The following is a 488-nucleotide window of genomic DNA, read 5'->3' on the forward strand; positions in this document are numbered from 1 at the left end:
GATAAGCCCGCAGCCGGCCAGACCAGTGCCGCCTGACAGCCCTTCAAAACTGGAGAATTGACATGAAGCGATCCGACCTCACCGAAAAGCTGCTCGACATCAAGCGAGAGAACGGCTGGACCTGGAAGCACATCTGCGAACAGATCGGCGGCCATTCCGACGCGCTGATTGTCGGCGCCATTCTCGGACAGATGAAACTCACCAAGCCACAGGCGGAGAATGCCGCCAAGCTGTTCGGCCTGTCGAAGGCCGAGACCGCGATGATCAACGAAATTCCCATGCGCGGCGACGGCACCCAGATGCCGCCGACCGATCCTCTGATTTATCGTTTCTATGAAATGGTGATGGTGAATGGACCGGCCTGGAAAGCACTGATCGAGGAGGAATTCGGCGACGGCATCATGTCGGCCATCGATTTCGATTTCGCCATGGAACGCGTGGCGAACCCGAAGGGTGACCGCGTCAAGTTCGTGATGACCGGCAAGTTC

The 488-nt window shown here is 58.0% G+C and carries 1 protein-coding gene; it reads left to right on the forward strand.

Annotation, left to right across the window (positions count from 1 at the left end; translation table 11 throughout):
- Window positions 1-62: 62 nt before the first annotated feature.
- A partial coding sequence (gene cynS / locus QSJ47_RS08290; RefSeq protein WP_285603019.1) for a cyanase occupies window positions 63-488 on the forward strand: 426 nt, incomplete at its 3' end.

The organism is Helicobacter sp. NHP22-001, from assembly GCF_030270165.1.
Lineage (GTDB): Bacteria > Campylobacterota > Campylobacteria > Campylobacterales > Helicobacteraceae > Helicobacter > Helicobacter gastrofelis.